Source organism: Marinobacter albus (assembly GCF_030238305.1).
In the GTDB taxonomy this organism is placed as follows: domain Bacteria; phylum Pseudomonadota; class Gammaproteobacteria; order Pseudomonadales; family Oleiphilaceae; genus Marinobacter; species Marinobacter albus.
Genome location: NZ_JASSQD010000001.1, coordinates 1,272,947 through 1,288,101, shown reverse-complemented (window position 1 = coordinate 1,288,101; position 15,155 = coordinate 1,272,947). Strand labels below are relative to the sequence as shown.

Below are 15,155 nucleotides of genomic sequence, written 5' to 3'. Positions count from 1 at the left end.
GCCCTCGGATTAGAGCAAGACAACATCATACTGCTCCTGACTGTAGAACGGTTCCACCTGAAAGCGAATGGTCTTGCTGATAAACGTTTCGAGATCTGCGACATTGTCTGACTCTTCATCCAGCAGGCGATCGACCACGCTCTGCGATGCCATTACCAGATAGTTTTCAGCATCGTAGGCCCGGTTCACCCGAAGGATTTCCCGGAAGATCTCGTAGCACACGGTCTCGCTGGTCTTCAGGAAACCTCGGCCATCACAAATCGGACAGGGCTCGCAGAGCACCTGCCCCAGACTCTCCGTGGTCCGTTTCCGGGTCATCTCTACCAGGCCCAGTTCCGAGACACCGGTGATCTTGGTCTTGGCATGATCCCGCTCGAGCATCTTTTCAAGCATGCGGTGGACCTGGCGCTGGTGCTCAGGATCCTCCATGTCGATGAAATCAATAATGATAATGCCGCCCAGGTTGCGCAGTCGCAGTTGCCGGCTGATGGAACGGGCCGCTTCCAGATTGGTCTTGAAAATGGTTTCTTCCAGGTTCCGATGTCCGACAAAGCCACCGGTGTTGATGTCGATGGTCGTCATTGCTTCGGTCTGGTCAATAATGACGTAGCCACCGGACTTCAGCTGAACCTTGCGGCTGAGCGCCTTCTGGATTTCATCCTCGACTGAATAGAGATCAAAAATCGGTCGTTCACCCGGATAATATTCCACCTTGTCGGAGAATTCGGTTACAAACTCCTCGACAAACTCCATCACCCGCTGGTGGCTCTCGCGGCTATCGATCCGCACCTTTTCAGTCTGCGGGCGGATAAGATCCCGGATGGTCCGGATAAAAAGTGGCAGATCCTGATAAATCACTGCCGGCGCCTGCACCCGCGCAATCCGTTCGTGGATGGACTGACTGAGACGGTGCAGGTAGGTCATGTCACCGATCAGTTCTTCCGGCGATGCCGCTTCCGCGGCCGTGCGGATAATATAACCGCCCTGCGCTTCAGTCTCCTCGGCCGCCGCCTCTTCCACCAGGCCCTTAAGCCGGGCCCGTTCGGTTTCATCCTCAATTCGCTGGGAAATACCAACGTGGTTTACGCCTGGCATGAACACCAGATAACGGGAGGGAATGGAGAGTTGGGTAGTCAGCCGGGCCCCTTTGGTGCCGATCGGATCCTTGGTCACCTGCACTACCAGGGATTGACCTTCCCGAAGCAGGGTCCGGATATCCGGCACGGTTTTCGGCCCTTCACTGGGCTCGTCCCCACCAGACTGGGACACCACGTCCGACGCATGGATAAACGCAGCGCGCTCCAGGCCTATGTCGACAAATGCCGCCTCCATGCCGGGAAGCACCCTGACCACCTTGCCCTTGTAGATGTTGCCAACGATGCCTTTGCGGCTGGTGCGCTCAATGTAGGCTTCCTGCAACATCCCGTTTTCAACCAGTGCCACGCGGGTTTCCACTGGTGTCACGTTGATCAGGATCTCTTCACTCATGTTCGGCTCTCCAGACTGTTTGGCCAGTTTTCCCAGACCGGATGACCGGCATCTGCCAGCAGGGCCGCAGTTTCCAGCAGCGGCAAACCCACCACAGCACTGTAACTGCCCTGTAGTTTACTGACAAAAATACCACCAAGACCCTGAATTCCATAGCTTCCTGCCTTGTCCATCGGTTCGCCACTGGCGGCGTACGCCTCAATTTCCGCCTTCGAGAGGGGGCGGAAAGTGACTTCAGTGATTACGACGCGCGACGCGCATCGGTTGTCCTCGGCCAGAGCCACGGCGGTCATTACCTGATGCGTGGCACCCGAGAGTCTGAGCAGGGTCTCAACGGCATCGCCCGGGCTGCCAGGCTTCCCGAGGATTACCCCGTCCAGAACAACCGAAGTATCGGATCCCAGCACGAGTGCCCCCGGCGAGGTCGCCGCGACGGCCAGCGCCTTGTCCCGCGCCAGACGCTCCACATAGTGTTCCGGCAGCTCGCCCGGACGGGGCGTTTCATCCACGTGCGCCGGTTGTACCGAAAACGTCACGCCAATCTGTTGCAGGAGTTCGGAGCGTCGGGGAGAGGCCGATGCGAGAATGATCGTGGCCATGCTTATCCCAACTTACGATTGATATTGTCCAGCAGGACACAGAATACCGGCCAGGCCAGGGCGCTGGTCAGGGCCGGCCACAGATAGCTGAAGCCGGCATCGTCGCCACCGAGCATCTGCTTGATGAAATGAACGAGCATCTGGTTAATCCCCAACAGCAGAAAGACCATCAGGCACTGTTGCGGCAGTGGATACATACGCAGACGCTGATGCACCGTCAATACGAGGAATGCGATCAAGCCCATGGCCAGGGCATTGAGGCCGAGGGGCGTGGCCTCAAGCACATCCAGCAAGAGCCCGAGAAACCAGGCCAGCAAGATACCGAACTGGGCAGGCGCCCGAAAGGTCCAGTAAAATACGACAAGCCCGACCCACTCCGGACGGAACTCGAACCAGCCAACCGGAAACAGAGAAATGCTCAGTACCAGAGCAACCACGACGGACAGGGCAAACACCGGATAACTGATAACGGACAACATCAGCCTGCTCCCTCCTGTCCGGAACCTTGATCGGCTTCGTCTGCGGTTTCTCCACCCTCTTCCAGAGGCGCCTCACGGTCGACAGTGGGCGGGAATACCACGAGCACCAATCGGCTCTGATTCAGCTCGGCCCTGGGTGTCGCCTCGATGGACACAAAAGGCTCCCCCGGCTCTTTATTGATCAGCCCTACCTCGGCGACCGGATAGCCACGCGGGAACCGCCCCCCCAGGCCGGAACTGACGAGCAAGTCGCCCTCGCGGATGTCGGCGGTGTCCGGAACGTGAACGAGATCCAGCGTGTTCGCGTCGCCGGTGCCCAGCAAAATTGCTCTGAGCCCGTTCCGCACCACCTCGACCGGTACGGCGTGACTGCTGTCTGACACCAGCAGCACACGGGAAGTGATCTGACTGGTCTGAACAACCTGCCCCATCAGTCCATGGGCGTCCAGAACGGCCTGTCCGGGTTTCAGGCCGTCACTCTCGCCTTTGTTGATAATGACTTCGTGGGAGAAGGGATCTGGCGATACGCCGACAACCTCACCTACGATGACGCGGTCATCGAGTACTTCGGAGGAATTCATCAGACGTCGCAGTTCATTATTTTCGGAAGCAAGCGCGGCGTACTTGAGCGCACGGCGCTCCAGAATCATCAGGCGAGCCTTGAGATCCTCGTTTTCCTGCTGGAGATCTTCCTTGTTTACGAACAGACCGGCAACCCAGTCACTGAACTCGTAGGGGGCGTTGCCGAGCCAATAGACGGGCGCCAGGCCAGTCGCAATTGTGCTGCGGACGAAAGAGAGCTTGTCGAAACGCGCATCGGCAACCACCAGGGTTGCCGATACAATGACTATGAGAAAGAGTCGGAAACCCGGTACCGGGCCCTGGACAAAGATGGTCTTAATGGCGAACCCTCCCTACAGGATTATCCCTCCTGGGAGAACATTCCAATGCCACCCCGATCAATCACTTCCAGCGCCTTGCCGCCACCACGGGCAACACAGGTCAGTGGGTCTTCCGCAATAATAACCGGCAAGCCTGTTTCCTCACTGAGGAGCTTGTCCAGACCTCTCAGCAGGGCTCCACCGCCGGTCAGCACGATACCACGCTCGGCGATATCGGAGGCCAGCTCGGGCGGCGACTGCTCGAGAGCACTTTTTACGGTTTGAACAATCTGTGCAAGGGACTCCTGCAGCGCATCAAGGATCTCCTCGCTGTTCAGGGTAAAGGCCCTGGGAACGCCTTCTGCCAGGTTGCGGCCCCGAACGTCGATCTCGCGAATCTCGAGACCTTCGTAGGCACAACCAATCTCGTGCTTGATGCGCTCGGCAGTGGAGTCACCGATCAGGCTGCCGTAGTTGCGCCGAACATAGGTCACGATGGCCTCGTCAAACTTGTCGCCACCAACTCGTACGGATTCGGCGTAAACAATGCCGTTCAGGGAGATGATAGCGATTTCGGTCGTACCACCGCCGATGTCGACGATCATCGAACCGCTGGCCTCTTCTACCGGCAGGCCGGCACCAATGGCAGCGGCCATCGGCTCTTCAATCAGGAACACTTCCCGGGCACCGGCACCCAGGGCGGACTCACGAATGGCCTTGCGCTCAACTTGCGTAGACTTGCTGGGCACACATACCAGAACGCGTGGGCTCGGAGTGATAAAGCTGTTTTCGTGCACCTTGTGAATAAAGTGCTGCAGCATTTTCTCGGTCACCACGAAGTCTGCGATCACGCCATCCTTCATCGGGCGAATGGCAGTAATGTTGCCCGGTGTACGTCCCAGCATACGCTTGGCTTCCGCACCGACGGCGGCCACCATTTTCTGGGAGTTGTTGGTGCGAATGGCCACCACCGACGGCTCGTTCAGCACGATGCCGCGCTCACGCACATAGATAAGGGTGTTCGCGGTGCCCAGGTCGATGGACAGGTCGCTGGAGAATAAGCCTCGGAGTCTTTTGATCAACATTCGTGTAGTTTCAACCTGAGAGTTGCAGTCGCATAGAAAAGATGCGGCAACTTTAGCAGTGAGCACCCCTGCAGGCAAGGCGCGAAAAGGCCGTGCGCCTTACGGTTCACACATCCCCCCCATACCTTCGGCCCTCCCGCCTTTGTTCGAATCTGTTACCATACGCTCTTTCTTTTTTGGCTAAGGTGAAAGGCCGTCCGAAGAATGTGTTCCAGAGCCCCCGCAGGCACCTCGCCATGGCGCTTGCGCTCCGCCATGTTTGGCACCACAGGATCCTGGAAAGCATTCTCCCAACGACACACATCGCAGGTAATCCTTGTGTGGTCAGAGGACTTTCATTAAAGACATTTCATTTATCTGGGAGGCAATGCGTGACCATTTCCCGTGAGGACATTGAAAAAGTCGCTGTGCTCGCTCGCATTCGTGTAGACGACGAGCAAGTTTCGGCCCTGGAGAACGATCTCGGAAACATCCTTGATCTGGTTGACCAGCTCAGCGCCGCCGATACAGAGAGCGTCGAGCCTATGGCCCACCCCCTTGATGCTGTTCAGCGCCTGCGTCCGGACGAGGTAACCGAGACCAATCAGAGGGAAGCCTTCCAGGCCATTGCCCCGGCCACCGAGAACGGTCTTTATCTCGTACCCCGCGTTATTGAGTGATCTGACGACCAGCGATTTCAGGAATCATCATGCACAACAAATCCGTAGCAGAGCTTTCCCGGGAACTGGAGAGCGGCAAGATTTCAAGCGTGGAGCTGACGCAACAGTTCCTCGATCGCCTCAAGCAGGAAGACAGCAAGTACAACAGCTTTATTACCGTGACCGAGGAGCAGGCCCTGGCCGATGCCCAAGCCGCTGACGCCCAGCGCGCCGCTGGCAACGCCACGCCCTGGACCGGCATTCCCTTCGCCCACAAGGACATTTTCTGCACCAACGGCGTGCGCACCACCTGTGGCTCGAAAATGCTGGAGAACTTCGTCCCGCCCTATGATGCCACCGTGACTGACAACTTCCGCAAGGCCGGGGCGGTGTGTTTGGGCAAGACCAATATGGACGAATTCGCCATGGGTTCCTCCAACGAGTCCAGCCATTTTGGCGCAGTAACCAATCCCTGGGGCCTGAGCAAAGGCGAGAAGCGGGTACCCGGCGGTTCTTCCGGCGGCTCCGCAGCAGCGGTCGCGGCACGACTGGTGCCGGCAGCGACCGCCACCGACACCGGCGGCTCGATTCGCCAGCCGGCCGCCTTGTGCGGTGTGACGGGCCTCAAACCGACCTATGGTCGAGTCTCCCGCTACGGCATGATCGCTTTCGCCTCCAGCCTTGACCAAGGCGGCGCCATCGCCCGCACAGCCGAAGACAACGCGCTCATGCTGAACGTGATGGCCGGGTTCGACCCAAAGGATTCGACCTCACTGGACCGGGCAGTTCCGGACTACACCGCCACCCTGAACGAGCCATTGAAAGGCCTCCGGATCGGCCTGCCGAAGGAATACTTCTCAGATCAGCTCAGCCCTGCCATGGAGGAGCAGATCCGGGCTGCCGTCCGGGAGTACGAAAAGCTGGGCGCGACGGTCAAGGAAGTGTCCCTGCCCAACGCCAAGCTCGCCATTGCGGCCTACTACGTGATCGCGCCCGCAGAGGCATCGGCCAACCTGTCCCGCTTTGACGGCGTCCGCTACGGCTATCGCTGCGAAGACCCGAAAGACCTGATGGACCTCTACACCCGGACCCGGGCGGAAGGATTTGGCACCGAGGTGAAACGTCGAATCCTGGTGGGCACCTACGCCCTGTCCGCCGGTTATTTTGACGCCTACTACCTCAAGGCCCAGAAGGTTCGCCGCCTGATCCAGCAGGACTTCATCAATACCTTCAAGGAGGTAGACGTCCTGATGAGTCCGACCACCCCCTCTCCCGCATTTGCGTTGGGCGAGAAGACCAACGATCCGGTTACCATGTACCTGGAGGACATCTTCACCATTGCCATCAACCTGGCAGGCGTCCCGGCCATGTCGGTGCCGGCCGGATTCGTGGATGGACTGCCCGTTGGCCTGCAGATCATCGGAGATTATTTCTCCGAGGCCCGGTTGCTGAACGCCGCCCATCAATTCCAGCAGGTGACCGACTGGCACCAGCGTGAACCGCAGTAAGCCCGAAAAGGAGAATGACACCATGCAATGGGATATTGTGATCGGGCTGGAAATTCACGTTCAGCTCGCCACCAAAACGAAGATCTTTTCCGGTTCCAGCACCGCCTATGGCGCTGAACCCAACACCCAGGCCAATGCCGTTGACTTGGCCATGCCGGGCACCCTGCCGGTTCCAAACGAGCAGGCCTTCCGCTATGCGGTCATGTTTGGCCTGGCGGTGAACGCCGAAATCGAGCGTCGCTCGGTTTTCGAGCGCAAGAATTATTTCTATCCGGACCTGCCCAAGGGCTACCAGACCACCCAGCTTGAACGCCCGATCGTAGGACCCGGTTATGTCGATCTGGATCTGGCCAACGGCGAGACCAAGCGTGTACGCATTCACCACGCCCACCTGGAAGAAGACGCCGGGAAGTCACTGCACGAGGACTTCCACGGCATGACCGGGGTTGACTTGAACCGGGCCGGCACCCCTCTGATTGAAGTCGTCACCGAACCGGACATGACCAGCGCCGAAGAAGCGGTTGCCTTCGCCAAAAAACTGCACAGCCTGGTGACGTCGCTGGGCATCTGTGACGGTGACATGTCCCAGGGCTCCATGCGGTTCGACGTTAACATTTCACTGAAGCCAAAAGGCTCCGGCACACTTGGCACCCGTACCGAGACCAAGAACCTCAACTCGTTCCGATTCATGGAACAGGCCATTGCTCACGAAGTTGAGCGGCAGATGGACATCCTCGAAGACGGTGGCGTCATTGAACAGGAAACCCGGCTGTACAATGGTGACCGGGACGAATCCCGCTCCATGCGCACGAAGGAAGAGGCCAACGACTATCGCTACTTCCCCTGCCCCGACCTGCTGCCGGTGGAAATTGATGATGCCTTCATCGAGGATGCACGCAAATGTCTTCCGGAACTGCCGGATGCCCGCAAGGCGCGATTCAGGGAGCAGTACGGCCTGAACGACTACGACGCCGGACTGCTCAGCGGCGACGCCCGACTGGCGACCTTCTTCGAGGACGCCGTCAGCCATGGCAAAGACGCCAAGCTGACCGCCAACTGGATTCAGGGCGAGTTTTCCGCCCGCCTGAACGCGGAAGAGAAGTCCGTTTCAGAGTCTCCGATTTCCGGCACACAGCTCGGCGATCTGGTGGTGCGCATTGCCGACAACACCATTTCCTCAGCCGGCGCCAAGAAAGTCTTCGACGCACTCTGGTCCGGTGAAAACGACAACGTTGATGCCATTATTGATGCCAAGGGGCTCAAGCAGGTATCCGATACCGGCGAACTCGAGAGAATGGTCGATGAGGTTCTGGCGGGCATGCCGGACCAGGTGGCTCAATACCAAAACGAGGAAGACCCCAAAAAGCGCAAGAAAATGCTGGGCGGCTTTATGGGGCCATTAATGAAAGCCTCCAAGGGACAGGGCAACCCCAAGCTCTTTAACGAGATCCTGATCAGGAAGCTTTCTGACTGACAATCTGCCTCGAGACCAGGGCGCATCAATCTGCCGCCCTGGTCACTCCCCACCACACAGAATAAGCTGACCAATAACACAATGGCCTGATCTGACTTGTGTCAAAATTTGTGACGTCTTGTTCAGAATAACGTAACAAATCTGCCACAATGAACTACAGGCTTCTTGCCGATCATTAAGTAAACAATTAAGATTCAGCGGGCTTAAGTATTTTTTCTGGAAGGGATTTATGGGAAAGGCAGCCGCATTCGAAACCAGCCACGCCAGACGAGTAGCCATGAAACCAGTCGCCATAAAAACCAATCTTCGCAACCAACAGCGCGTCGATGTTTCAACCGAAATTACCGTAGAAAAGCCGGATGGCTCCTGCCTGACCTGCTCGGTTGCCAACCTCTCGCGAACCGGTGTGATGATTTCCTGCAGCCGGGAAGCCGTCAAAGCCCTCATACCCAACCAGCAAAGTCCTGCTCCGGGCAACTGGATTTCCGTCAAAACCCGTTTTTCAGTGCCTGTCGTTGCCACCCAGCCGGTATCCATTATTGCCGATGGGAACATTGTGCATATGCGCCGCGTCGCGCGGGACGAGTTCCATCTCGGCATCCAGTTTGCCGAATTCGAAGGCAACGGATTTGACTACGTGGATCGCTACGTGGCCAAGCTACTCGCGGATTCCCACGATCCGACCTGATTTCTCACCGCCACTACCTCTATCCCATCGCGGCAATTTCCGCTTTGCCGCTATATTATTATAACGCCAAACTCTAGTTGCGGCGCTTCTTATACCCTTGCCGGCTCTGGTATAGTTACAGGTCTAATTTGCACAGCCATCAAGGCCCGCACCGCGGCAACGGAACACCATGACCACATACAACCTCACGCACCTGAAGCAGCTGGAAGCGGAAAGCATCCACATCATCCGGGAAGTGGCAGCCGAGTTCGATAACCCGGTCATGCTCTACTCTATCGGCAAGGATTCCGCTGTCATGCTGCACCTTGCACGTAAAGCCTTCTATCCTGGCAAGCCTCCTTTTCCGCTGATGCACGTGGACACCACGTGGAAGTTCAAGGACATGATCGATTTCCGGGATCGCAAGGTGAAGGAGTACGGTCTTGATCTGATCGTCCACAAGAACGAGGACGGTATCAAGCAGGGCATTGGACCGTTCACCCATGGCAGCGCCAAGCATACCGACATCATGAAAACCCAGGCCCTGAAACAGGCGCTGGACAAGTACAAGTTCGATGCAGCGTTCGGGGGCGCCCGTCGCGACGAGGAGAAATCCCGGGCCAAGGAACGGGTCTATTCGTTCCGCGATGAATATCATCGCTGGGACCCGAAGAACCAGCGTCCCGAACTGTGGAACATCTACAACGGCAAGATCAATAAGGGCGAGAGTATTCGGGTGTTCCCGCTGTCCAACTGGACAGAACTGGACATCTGGCAGTACATCTATCTCGAAAACATCGAAATCGTTCCCCTCTACTATGCTGCCAAGCGACCGGTGGTTGAACGCGACGGCACATTGATCATGGTGGACGACGACCGCATGCCGCTGAAGGAAGGCGAAACGCCGATGATGAAATCGGTCCGTTTCCGAACCCTCGGCTGCTACCCGCTGACCGGCGCCATCGAATCCGAGGCAGACACCCTGCCTGAGATTATTCAGGAGATGCTGCTGGCAACCAGCTCCGAACGTCAGGGGCGGGTCATTGACCACGATTCAGCCGGGTCCATGGAACAGAAGAAGCGGGAAGGGTATTTCTAAGATGTCACACCAGTCTGATCTGATTGCTGAAGATATTCAGGCCTACCTGAAGCAACACGAGAACAAAGAGCTGCTGCGCCTGCTGACGTGCGGCAGCGTCGATGACGGCAAAAGCACCCTGATCGGCCGCCTGCTGCACGACACCAAAATGATCTACGAAGATCACATGGCGAGCCTGAAAACAGACAGCGCCAAGATGGGTACCACCGGCGAAAAGCTTGATTTGGCGCTGCTGGTCGATGGCCTCCAGGCCGAGCGTGAGCAAGGTATTACGATCGACGTTGCCTATCGCTTCTTCTCGACCGACAAACGCAAGTTCATCATTGCGGATACCCCGGGGCACGAACAGTACACCCGAAACATGGCGACTGGCGCATCGACAGCCCAACTGGCAATCCTGATGATCGATGCCCGCCACGGCGTGTTGACCCAGACACGACGCCATTCGTTCATTGCCTCGCTTCAGGGCATTCGCCACATTGTCGTGGCCGTGAACAAAATGGATCTGGTGGATTTCAGCGAAGAACGCTTCAACGAAATCAAGGATGAATATCTGGCCTTTGCTACCAAGCTCGGCCTGAAAGATATTCGGTTCGTGCCGATTTCCGCCCTTGAAGGCGATAACGTCGTCAACAAGAGCGAAAACACCCCCTGGTTCACCGGTCAGCCGCTGATGGACATCCTGGAAACCGTCGAGATTTCCCGAGACAAGAATCTGGAGCACTTCCGGTTCCCGGTACAGTATGTGAATCGCCCCAACCTGAACTTTCGCGGCTTTTGCGGCACTATCGCCTCCGGCGTGGTGCGTCCGGGCGACCAGGTCATGGTGCTGCCCTCCCGTCGCACCAGCACGGTGAAGGACATTGTCACCTTCGACGGGAACCTGGACGAAGCCTACATCGACCAGGCCGTGACACTTACTCTGACTGACGAGATCGATATCAGCCGCGGTGACATGCTGGTCAAGGTGGAGGACGAGCCGGAAGTCGACAACCGCTTCAATGCCAACATCGTCTGGATGACAGACGCACCGCTGGAAACCGGTCGACTCTATGACATCAAACTCGGGCCAACCTTTACCTCCGGTACGGTCAAGAAGATCCATCACCAGACCGACGTAAACACACTCGAGCAGAATGCCAACCCGAGCAAGCTGCAACTGAACGAAATCGGCCTGTGCGAACTCACCCTGAACCAGCCCATCGCCTTTGACGCCTACCAGCGCAATCATGCCACGGGCAGCTTCATCGTGATCGACCGGCTTTCCAACGTCACCGTTGGCGCCGGCATGATCGCTGGCCTGGCAGACGGCCTGGAATCTCTCGACCCTGTCAGCCCGGACGAACGCGAGCGTAGACTGGCTCAGAGGCCCGCCATCATTGGATGCAACGGCAAGCACGCGCCAGCGCTGGCGCTCGCCGTCGAGCGTGCGCTCTTCGATCAGGGCAAGACCGCAGTCGTGGTCACCGAAGACAATGCCGGCGACGCTGACGACCGCCGCCGGACAGCTCAGCTGCTGTCTTCACATGGCCTGATCGCCGTTGCGGTCAACCTCGGTTCCGATGTAGCCTCTGCCTCCGTTTCCGCTGATAGCGATCAGGAGATTCCTGCCGCTGTCAGTCAGCTGGTTCAACAGTTGGTCCGGAGCAAGCGCATCTGACCTCTGGGTTGCACACAAGCCCCGCAGGCCAGAAGTGCCTCCGGGGCTTTTTTATTGCACGTCGCAAGAGAATCCGAGCATGGCCATCAAACACCTACGCACCGCCTTTGCCAGCCAATATCAACCAGGTCAGCCCGCCCGCCTTCAGTCCGGGGAAGTCCTTTCTGAACCCGGAGGCGACTACGAATCACTGCACAAGCAAATGAAGCGCCTGTTCAACAGTAAACCGGGCAAGAAATACGGCCGCTTCTCGGAAGACATTGGCGAATGTCCGTTCAGTAGCTGGCTCAAAGACTACCTTGATGACAGGCAGAGTTTCAGCTCGATGACCGACCGCCTGTTCGGTCAGTGGCAGGAGCTCCTCACAGGAAGCCAGGAAGAGTTTCAGGGCCACCTGATGATTGTCCACGAGACCCTGGCGGACACCGAAGTGGTATACCTGCTGATTCTGGAGAGCGACAGCGCCCTGCGTTTCGACGGTAACCAGGCACTGGACGCCACTGACGTGCTCAGTCTTTCCCGTCTGAACCTGGCCGTGCGCATTGAGCTGGATGATTGGCGCAGTGAGAATGGTGCAGAGAATTACCTGACCCTTGTCCACGGTCGAGGAACTGGTGAACCCGGTGAGATGTTCATCCGCCTGGCAGGGTTTACCAACCAGGTAGACGTGGAAAAAGAAACCGTCACCTTCCTTGATGCGGTCGAAGCCTTTGCCAAATCTTCCGAACCGGAGAAAGCCGGCGAAGTACGGAGCCGGGCCTACGAGTTCTGCAAGGAACAGCATGCCCTCGGGGAGCCGGTCGAGATCGAAGCGCTCTCCGGATACCTGGATGAGAGCGAACCCCAACGCTTCAAGGAGTTCGCATCAAAGACCACCGAACTACCGGAAAGCGGCGTACTTCACCCGGACCACCGCAAGGTCAAAAAGCTCGTCCGCATCGCCGGATCTGGTGGTGGCATGAGCGTTTCCTTCTCCTCGGACCTGGTCAACCAGGCGATTTACTACGACCGGGACAAGGATGCACTCACCATTACCCGTCTGCCAAAAGCTCTCAGGGAGCAGTTGCAGCGGTATTTGGAAGCTCGGGAGGAGTGATTAGGCAGGTCGAATCCAGACTCCCACTGCTTTGGGGGAATGCCGTGAGTTTTCAGGCACCATCCAGCGGTCGTATAGAGGGCATAATGTTCGGACGCTGAAACTTGAAAATACCAGTCAATTTCCGTCTTGCAGAGTTACCCGCACAACCGCAAATCAACAAAAAGAGTGAAATACAGAAACAGCAGCAACGGCCCGGCTTCCAAAGCCGGCAAGACGACTGGGTCTCGTTTTATTCGGCGTGCTCCAGGTGCGGATGCCGAAGCTTGCGAATCTCCTTCATCCAGCCGACACCGTCGACCAGCTCTCCCGTGTCCGGATCAATCGGCGGATACGGCAGCTTGCGGTCATCGCAATAGCGTTTGACCGTTGGCTGGCACCAGCAAAAGAGCAGTCGCCGGTATTCGTCATCGGGCAGCCTGCGGTAGTCGTAGAGACCTGCTGACTTACGCTGGCGCTGGGCCTCCGCCAGAATAATCGCGCAGGCGGCCGACACGTTGAGGGATTCCACCATGCCCATCATCGGAATCACAATATGCTCATCCGCTTGCTCCGCCGCATCCGCGCTCACGCCGTCCACCTCATTGCCAAGGATGACGGTACAGGGCACGGTAAAGTCCACCTCGCGATAATCCACTGCGCGATCGGACAGCTGGGCTGCATATAGTTTGTGGCCCTGCCCCTTCAACTCGCCGATTGCCGCATCCATGGTCCGGTGCGTAAGCGTAGTGACCCAATTGTAGCTACCGCCCGCCGTCTTCCGGAACGCCCGAAAACCTTCCCTGGGCCAGACCACGTGCATGTTGGCCAGACCGAAAGCATCGCAGGAGCGGATAATGGCGGACAGATTTCGGGGCTTGTGGACCTGATCGGTCAGCACCCGAAGGTCCGGCTGGCGGGTGTCCAATGTTTGTTTGATGCGGGCAAGACGTTCGGGAGTCATTTGAATTCAGGGTCTGCAAGTACGAAAGCGGCCAATAATACCACATTGAACTAGCTACAAGCCGAGACAATGGTGGTTGAAGAATGAGCACCCCGTTATAATACGCAGTTCCTTTTTGATCGCGCCAGCAATCCAGAATCGCAAATCCCGGCGCACCATCCACCAGAATACGTTGAGACCCATGGCCAAGAAGCTGTTTATCAAAACCCACGGCTGCCAGATGAATGAGTACGATTCATCCCGAATGGCGGACCTCCTGCGTACCGGCGAAACCGTTGAGATGACGGACACGCCAGAGGACGCAGACATCCTGCTGCTGAATACCTGCTCCATCCGGGAAAAAGCCCAGGAGAAGGTATTTCATCAGCTTGGCCGCTGGAAATCCCTGAAGAACAGCAAACCCGATCTGATCATCGGCGTGGGCGGCTGCGTCGCCAGCCAGGAAGGTCAGGCCATCATTGACCGCGCGCCCTACGTAGACATGGTGTTTGGTCCGCAAACCCTGCACCGCCTGCCCGACATGATTACCGAGGTTCGCGCCAAAGGTAACGGCGTCGGTGTGGTCGACGTCAGCTTCCCGGAGATCGAGAAGTTCGACAACCTGCCCGAGCCCGGGGCCGATGGCCCCTCAGCCTTTGTTTCCATCATGGAAGGCTGCAGCAAGTACTGCACTTTCTGCGTGGTGCCCTACACCCGTGGCGAGGAAGTGAGCCGGCCTGCCGATGACGTCATTGCCGAAGTGGCGCATCTGGCCAGCCAGGGTGTGCGTGAAGTGAATCTGCTGGGGCAGAACGTAAATGCCTACCGGGGCGAGACCCATGATGGCGACATTATGGACCTCGCGGAGCTGATCTCCCTGATTGCGACCATCGACGGGATCGACCGAATCCGGTACACCACCTCTCATCCGGTGGAATTTACCGATGCGATGATCGATGTTTACGAGCAGGTTCCGGAGCTCGTCAGTCACCTGCACCTGCCCGTGCAAAGCGGTTCAGACCGTGTCCTGGCAGCAATGAAGCGTGGCCACACCGCGCTGGAGTACAAATCGAAACTGCGCCGCTTGCGGAAGATCCGTCCGGACATCAGTTTTTCGTCGGACTTCATCATTGGCTTCCCCGGCGAGACGGAGAAAGACTTTGAAGACACCATGAAGCTGATCAACGACATCGGTTTCGACATGTCCTTCAGCTTTGTTTACAGCGCCCGCCCGGGTACGCCGGCATCAGATCTTCCTGACGACACCCCGATCGAGGTCAAGAAGCAGCGGCTGGCGATTCTCCAGGACCGGCTCAACCAGAATGTCATGGATATCAGCCGCAAGATGGTTGGCTCCACTCAGCGCATTCTGGTAACCGGGCTCTCCAAGAAAGACCCCGGAGAATATGCCGGCCGTACCGAGAACAATCGCATTGTAAATTTCCGGCACGAGAACCCGGACGTAGTGGGCCACTTCATCGACGTTGAAATCGTGGAAGCCTACGCGAACTCGCTTCGTGGCAAGCCCGTGAACTCCGAGCTTTATTGAGGCCACAGCC

The 15,155-nt window shown here is 57.6% G+C and carries 14 protein-coding genes; 8 read left to right on the top strand and 6 right to left on the bottom strand.

Annotated elements, in window-relative coordinates; all coding sequences use genetic code 11:
- Window positions 1-9: 9 nt before the first annotated feature.
- From rng to QQF73_RS06050, 5 genes are read right to left on the bottom strand one after another with little or no spacing between them, the layout of a single operon-like run.
- A complete protein-coding gene (gene rng / locus QQF73_RS06070) occupies window positions 10-1,488 on the bottom strand; it encodes a ribonuclease G (RefSeq protein WP_285367604.1) in 1,479 nt (492 codons plus the stop codon).
- Window positions 1,485-2,087: a Maf family protein gene (locus QQF73_RS06065; RefSeq protein WP_285367602.1), complete on the bottom strand. Its 603-nt coding sequence runs from the start codon at window positions 2,085-2,087 to the stop codon at window positions 1,485-1,487. The genes rng and QQF73_RS06065 overlap by 4 nt, the downstream gene beginning before the upstream one ends.
- Before the next feature lie 2 nt (window positions 2,088-2,089).
- The gene (gene mreD / locus QQF73_RS06060; RefSeq protein WP_219866364.1) at window positions 2,090-2,566 is read right to left on the bottom strand and encodes a rod shape-determining protein MreD; all 477 of its coding nucleotides are present in this window, start codon (window positions 2,564-2,566) and stop codon (window positions 2,090-2,092) included.
- A complete protein-coding gene (gene mreC / locus QQF73_RS06055; protein WP_219868041.1) occupies window positions 2,566-3,459 on the bottom strand; it encodes a rod shape-determining protein MreC in 894 nt (297 codons plus the stop codon). Before mreC ends, mreD begins: the two co-directional genes overlap by 1 nt.
- 29 nt (window positions 3,460-3,488) lie before the next feature.
- Window positions 3,489-4,529 carry a rod shape-determining protein gene (locus tag QQF73_RS06050; protein ID WP_218636732.1) on the bottom strand — a complete coding sequence of 347 codons (1,041 nt, stop codon included), beginning with the start codon at window positions 4,527-4,529 and terminating at the stop codon, window positions 3,489-3,491.
- Between the two features lie 374 nt (window positions 4,530-4,903).
- Between QQF73_RS06050 and gatC the strand changes: the two genes are divergently transcribed.
- From gatC to QQF73_RS06015, 7 genes are all read left to right on the top strand, one after another.
- Window positions 4,904-5,191 carry an Asp-tRNA(Asn)/Glu-tRNA(Gln) amidotransferase subunit GatC gene (gene gatC, locus QQF73_RS06045; RefSeq protein ID WP_219866365.1) on the top strand — a complete coding sequence of 96 codons (288 nt, stop codon included), beginning with the start codon at window positions 4,904-4,906 and terminating at the stop codon, window positions 5,189-5,191.
- Between the two features lie 29 nt (window positions 5,192-5,220).
- Complete coding sequence (gene gatA / locus QQF73_RS06040; protein WP_285367599.1) at window positions 5,221-6,678, top strand: Asp-tRNA(Asn)/Glu-tRNA(Gln) amidotransferase subunit GatA; 1,458 nt, start codon at window positions 5,221-5,223, stop codon at window positions 6,676-6,678.
- Between the two features lie 22 nt (window positions 6,679-6,700).
- Window positions 6,701-8,152: an Asp-tRNA(Asn)/Glu-tRNA(Gln) amidotransferase subunit GatB gene (gatB, locus tag QQF73_RS06035; RefSeq protein WP_285367597.1), complete on the top strand. Its 1,452-nt coding sequence runs from the start codon at window positions 6,701-6,703 to the stop codon at window positions 8,150-8,152.
- A 229-nt stretch (window positions 8,153-8,381) separates the two neighbouring features.
- The gene (locus QQF73_RS06030; protein ID WP_416383195.1) at window positions 8,382-8,840 is read left to right on the top strand and encodes a PilZ domain-containing protein; all 459 of its coding nucleotides are present in this window, start codon (window positions 8,382-8,384) and stop codon (window positions 8,838-8,840) included.
- Between the two features lie 169 nt (window positions 8,841-9,009).
- Window positions 9,010-9,918 carry a sulfate adenylyltransferase subunit CysD gene (cysD, locus tag QQF73_RS06025; protein WP_219866368.1) on the top strand — a complete coding sequence of 303 codons (909 nt, stop codon included), beginning with the start codon at window positions 9,010-9,012 and terminating at the stop codon, window positions 9,916-9,918.
- 1 nt (window position 9,919) lies between these two features.
- The gene (gene cysN / locus QQF73_RS06020) at window positions 9,920-11,578 is read left to right on the top strand and encodes a sulfate adenylyltransferase subunit CysN (protein ID WP_219866369.1); all 1,659 of its coding nucleotides are present in this window, start codon (window positions 9,920-9,922) and stop codon (window positions 11,576-11,578) included.
- A 79-nt stretch (window positions 11,579-11,657) separates the two neighbouring features.
- A complete protein-coding gene (locus QQF73_RS06015; protein ID WP_219866370.1) occupies window positions 11,658-12,674 on the top strand; it encodes a nucleoid-associated protein in 1,017 nt (338 codons plus the stop codon).
- 232 nt (window positions 12,675-12,906) lie between these two features.
- Here QQF73_RS06015 and trmH read toward each other — a convergent pair whose 3' ends face one another.
- Complete coding sequence (trmH, locus tag QQF73_RS06010) at window positions 12,907-13,617, bottom strand: tRNA (guanosine(18)-2'-O)-methyltransferase TrmH (protein ID WP_285367593.1); 711 nt, start codon at window positions 13,615-13,617, stop codon at window positions 12,907-12,909.
- Between the two features lie 181 nt (window positions 13,618-13,798).
- On the opposite strand from trmH, the gene miaB reads away from it, so the two are divergent.
- Window positions 13,799-15,145, top strand: a complete 1,347-nt coding sequence (gene miaB / locus QQF73_RS06005) for a tRNA (N6-isopentenyl adenosine(37)-C2)-methylthiotransferase MiaB (RefSeq protein ID WP_285368282.1) — start codon at window positions 13,799-13,801, stop codon at window positions 15,143-15,145.
- The last annotated feature ends 10 nt before the right edge of the window (window positions 15,146-15,155 follow it).

Coding starts and splice junctions, on each gene's coding strand:
- rng (WP_285367604.1), bottom strand. CDS start 1,488: ATGAGTGAAGAGATCCTGATCAACGTGACACCAGTGGAAACCCGCGTG.
- QQF73_RS06065 (WP_285367602.1), bottom strand. CDS start 2,087: ATGGCCACGATCATTCTCGCATCGGCCTCTCCCCGACGCTCCGAACTC.
- mreD (WP_219866364.1), bottom strand. CDS start 2,566: ATGTTGTCCGTTATCAGTTATCCGGTGTTTGCCCTGTCCGTCGTGGTT.
- gatA (WP_285367599.1), top strand. CDS start 5,221: ATGCACAACAAATCCGTAGCAGAGCTTTCCCGGGAACTGGAGAGCGGC.
- gatB (WP_285367597.1), top strand. CDS start 6,701: ATGCAATGGGATATTGTGATCGGGCTGGAAATTCACGTTCAGCTCGCC.
- QQF73_RS06030 (WP_416383195.1), top strand. CDS start 8,382: ATGGGAAAGGCAGCCGCATTCGAAACCAGCCACGCCAGACGAGTAGCC.
- cysD (WP_219866368.1), top strand. CDS start 9,010: ATGACCACATACAACCTCACGCACCTGAAGCAGCTGGAAGCGGAAAGC.
- cysN (WP_219866369.1), top strand. CDS start 9,920: ATGTCACACCAGTCTGATCTGATTGCTGAAGATATTCAGGCCTACCTG.
- QQF73_RS06015 (WP_219866370.1), top strand. CDS start 11,658: ATGGCCATCAAACACCTACGCACCGCCTTTGCCAGCCAATATCAACCA.
- trmH (WP_285367593.1), bottom strand. CDS start 13,617: ATGACTCCCGAACGTCTTGCCCGCATCAAACAAACATTGGACACCCGC.
- miaB (WP_285368282.1), top strand. CDS start 13,799: ATGGCCAAGAAGCTGTTTATCAAAACCCACGGCTGCCAGATGAATGAG.